We start from the raw sequence: 3,776 nt of genomic DNA on the forward strand, positions 1-3,776 counted from the left end.
GGGGGGGGGGGGCGATTAAACGCCCTGGCCGTGAAGCCGTTTGAAATCCTCGGCCCTCTGGCGCTTCCATTCCCGCCCCCTGACCTGGATCAGGGTTCTTCCGTTCTTCTTGTAGACGGCCAGGAAGGGAAGGGCAAAGGCGTGTTCCCATCCCTTGTCCGCCAGGCAGAAATCATCCGTGAAAAGGCCCATGCCATAGGTTTTCACGTTCATGGTTTCCGGCGCGGGCCTGGTGGCCCCGGTTTTCTCCGCGAGCGTATAAGCCATAATTGATCCCTCCTTATATGGTGGTGATTTTCCGCCTTGGCCAATCCAAAGCGCAAAAGGCACCAGACAAGGAGAGACACTCTATAAAAGGGTAGGGAGCTAACAGCTAAACCAGGCGTCCCGCAAAAAATTTATTTCCTCGGGGCCTGATGAAATTGGTGCTGGTCCTGGATCAGCTTCACGAGCTCCGGCCAGGTCAACCATGAGCGGTTCTTCCAGTTTTACAGGGTGGGGTGGGGGATAGGTCTTGATGTGGCTATTTTCAACGGCTCCTCGATGATCAAACCTTACCCAAGCCTCATATTGTTTAAGGCTTCTAAAATCCTCCTGGGTTAAGCCGTATGTTTCAGCCAAAAGCCGGGCCTCTGCATAACCAGGAGCCCGAAAGCCGATTTTGGTATTACACAAGCTCACAATCCGCCTTAAAACTCTTTCTGATTCGAATTGTTCAACGGATTGATGGGCAAGGGTCAAGCCAACTTTATAAGACCGGGCAAAGGCTAAAAGCCTGTCAAAGGTTTCATTGATGCCCATGTAGCACTCATCAAAATAAAACATTAAAGGCTTTCGCTCTGATTCTGGCATTTTCTGAAACTCAACATAAGACTTAACGGCAAAAGAGAATAGGGCGCTTAGATAAATCCTTTTTTCATCAGACAAGCCAGATACATCAACTAAAACTATTTTACCTTGTTTTGAGATTTTGGCAATATCAAGCTGGTTTGGCCCTGTTACAATGCGCCTAAAGCGTTCATCTTCTATAAATCCACCAAGCCGTGACGCTAAACTAATAGCAGTCGCGTTATATTGATGTTCTTTCCGGCCTTTCTTTTTATCAAAGTCTTGCCAGTATTTAGGCTTTTCCTCTCCAATCTGTTTAAAATATGTATCTCTTACATCCTGATAGCGTAGGAAGTTACTTAAAAACTCAATACTCCTATCTTCTTCTTTGAAGTAGGGCAGACAGGCCCTTAAAAGCTCTCTCATGGCCTGGGTTGCCGGTGGGTTGAAAGGAGTGGTCAGACGGACTAAAATATTAAGGATTTCAACAAACTCGTCTATAATATCATAGATATTATATCCGGTTTTCCTGAGCGGATTTATAACCAGGGAGGGGCGGTCAATGGAAAAATAAATCACCCGCCTTTTATCCGGAATCAAGCTGTAAAGCTCTCGGGCGTGGTCGCCCTTGGGGTCTATAAAGATAAGGGAAAGGCCCTGCATGGCGTCATATAAGGCCATACGGAGCATCAGGCTCGTTTTTCCGGTGCCGGTGGTCCCTATGATATAGGTATGCTTAAAACGCTCCTCTAAAGAGCGTATGCGGGGGATATGGTGGCTTAGGTCTTGGATGCGTCCAAACCGAAAATCATACATCAGAGCTCTTTTTTATTCTCCTCAAAATTCCAGGCCTTAAAATCTGCCTCAGCTTCTTCCTGGCGGGCTTGGGCCTCCATTTTCCGGGCTTCGGCTTTTAAAAAATCAACCTTGGCCTCGGCGTTGAAAATATCCGCCTCAGTTCTTGAGTCCTTAATCATTTCAATGATGACAAACACCTGGCGCATATCCAAATTTTGAAAATCAAGCTCTGAAAGGGCCTTCTGGATAAGGTCCCCGCGCAACTGAATAAGTCTGGCCGTCTGCCTCTCCTGTTCCGCTTGCCAAATCAGCTTATCGTTTTCGGCCTTAAGCCGTTCCAGCTCAGAAAACACCCTTTCCCGGTCTCCATGCTGCCGGGTCAAAAAAGTTTGATGCTCCTCTCTTTGGCGATCAACGGCAAATTGGGACGCTTCGACTATTTCCACCATGCGGGCGGCCAAAACCTCGCGTTGGGTCATGAGTTGGGCCTTAAACTCTACCAAGTCCTGCGCCTGACTCCTTACCTGGGCGACCTGATTACTCAAAGCCTGAAGGTGCGTAGTTTGCACCTCTATCCGTTTGCGCCTAAACCAAGCCCGGATAACCCCCACGTCATTCTTTTGATTAAACCTTACGGAAAGCTCACTTACCAAAGAATGAACGTCTAAATAATCAAGGTCCACGTTCGGGGCTCTGAAATCAGAAGAAGCGCCACGCTTGGCCATGGCCTTTTCTGCATCTTTTTTGGCCTTGATGTCATTCCGTGTTGGCTTCACAAGCGGATAGCCACCTTGTTTTGATCCTTTTGTATAGGCCATTATATTAAAAACTCCTTGTGGCAGTGTTCACAGAACGCGCTTTTAAGATATCTACTACACTCCATACAACCATTTGATATAAAATGTGGTTCTGGCTGAGTATGGTCGCAATAATCGCAAACCCATTTTTCCCATGTTTTGATACTTTGTCCACAATAAGGGCAAGGATAATATTTCAACCTTTTAACTATATAATTTTTAAAAAAGAAAAGATAAATCGAAACCGAAATAAATGCAGGAATAAAACTCGCCAACATCCACCAAAATCCTATTCCGCCTGTTAATTTAAGAAATATGCCAGCGGGAACGCAAATAACAATAGGGAGCAATAGCAAAGATATAATTAAATTAATAAAAATTCTTTTTCTAAGCCCTATGCTTTTAATATCATTACTCATTACAAACCGACCTCCTTATGACAATGTTCACAGAAAACGGATTCTAATTTCCTAAAGCATTCGTCACATTTTTGTGTTACATATCTTTCTTTTTTTTGTGTGTGCCTACATCTGTCGCAAACCCACCTTAGTTTAATCTTCATACTTTTATTGCAATAAGGACAAGGATAATATTTCAGCTTATTAAACATCGAACCGTGAATAAGATATAAAAAAATAGGTATAGATACAATATACAACGATATAAGAGCTATTTTTGTGCTATATTCCATTGGCCCCGGCGAAGAAGACGTTAAAGATACCACAATATAAATAATAGGCACCGCCAAAAATGACACCCCGATTGTAAAAATCCAGTTAAAACGCAACAATCCTTTTAAATCTATCCTTTTCAAAAATTTTCCTCCTTTCTAAATTTCCACCCCACCCAATCCGCTTCAAAGTCTCCGATACACCAAACCGAAAAAGAAAACTGTTCACGCGGGCAAAAACGCAAATTCAAAACTTCTGACCAGTGACGCCACCATTTGTCCCAGGTGGTCACTTCGCGCCCTATGGCCTCATATTTGGCCCGTTTACCCTCCAGGTGGCTTTTCCAGTTTGGCTTAGGGTTCTCCACCTCCAAAAAAATCAACTTCGCCTTGCCCCCTCTTCTCAGGATCAAGGCCCCATCCGGAATCAAAAACGCCTGTTGATCCCCCGGGCTTTTATAAAACTCTGGGTAAAACAGGGCGTAAAAATCCGGGTCCTGAATGAGCTTTAAAAAGGCGTCCGTTTTATGAAGGGTATCCCCCTTCCCCTGCCCTTCGGCCAGCCTGATTAAAGCCGTGTTGTATTTCTCTGGGTATTCCGCCTCGGCGTGGGCCTTCAAAAAATCAAACCCCTTTGCCGTGGCCATGAAAACATTTTGAGGGGTCAATTTCAAGTACCCCCT

Annotated in this window: 5 protein-coding genes; all 5 read right to left on the reverse strand. The window is 44.9% G+C overall.

What is annotated here, in order from left to right; all coding sequences use genetic code 11:
- Positions 1-15: 15 nt before the first annotated feature.
- Entirely contained in the window at positions 16-267 is a 252-nt protein-coding gene (locus tag G491_RS0125925) for a hypothetical protein (protein WP_028316602.1), read from the reverse strand.
- A 99-nt stretch (positions 268-366) separates the two neighbouring features.
- A complete protein-coding gene (locus G491_RS0125930) occupies positions 367-1,644 on the reverse strand; it encodes a type IV secretory system conjugative DNA transfer family protein (protein ID WP_028316603.1) in 1,278 nt (425 codons plus the stop codon).
- Complete coding sequence (locus tag G491_RS0125935) at positions 1,644-2,444, reverse strand: hypothetical protein (protein WP_028316604.1); 801 nt, start codon at positions 2,442-2,444, stop codon at positions 1,644-1,646. Before G491_RS0125935 ends, G491_RS0125930 begins: the two co-directional genes overlap by 1 nt.
- On the reverse strand, positions 2,444-2,842 hold the full coding sequence (locus G491_RS35720; RefSeq protein ID WP_157468595.1) for a hypothetical protein: 399 nt from the start codon (positions 2,840-2,842) through the stop codon (positions 2,444-2,446). Before G491_RS35720 ends, G491_RS0125935 begins: the two co-directional genes overlap by 1 nt.
- A 391-nt stretch (positions 2,843-3,233) precedes the next feature.
- Positions 3,234-3,776, reverse strand: a 543-nt coding sequence (locus G491_RS32620) for a hypothetical protein (protein WP_211239173.1), incomplete at its 5' end; no start/stop codon positions are given.

It is taken from the genome of Desulfatibacillum aliphaticivorans DSM 15576 (genome assembly GCF_000429905.1).
In the GTDB taxonomy this organism is placed as follows: domain Bacteria; phylum Desulfobacterota; class Desulfobacteria; order Desulfobacterales; family Desulfatibacillaceae; genus Desulfatibacillum; species Desulfatibacillum aliphaticivorans.

Bases quoted from the DNA above. Each gene is read 5' to 3' on its own strand.
- G491_RS0125925 (WP_028316602.1), bottom strand. From the start codon at position 267: ATGGCTTATACGCTCGCGGAGAAAACCGGGGCCACCAGGCCCGCGCCG.
- G491_RS0125930 (WP_028316603.1), bottom strand. From the start codon at position 1,644: ATGTATGATTTTCGGTTTGGACGCATCCAAGACCTAAGCCACCATATC.
- G491_RS0125935 (WP_028316604.1), bottom strand. From the start codon at position 2,444: ATGGCCTATACAAAAGGATCAAAACAAGGTGGCTATCCGCTTGTGAAG.
- G491_RS35720 (WP_157468595.1), bottom strand. From the start codon at position 2,842: ATGAGTAATGATATTAAAAGCATAGGGCTTAGAAAAAGAATTTTTATT.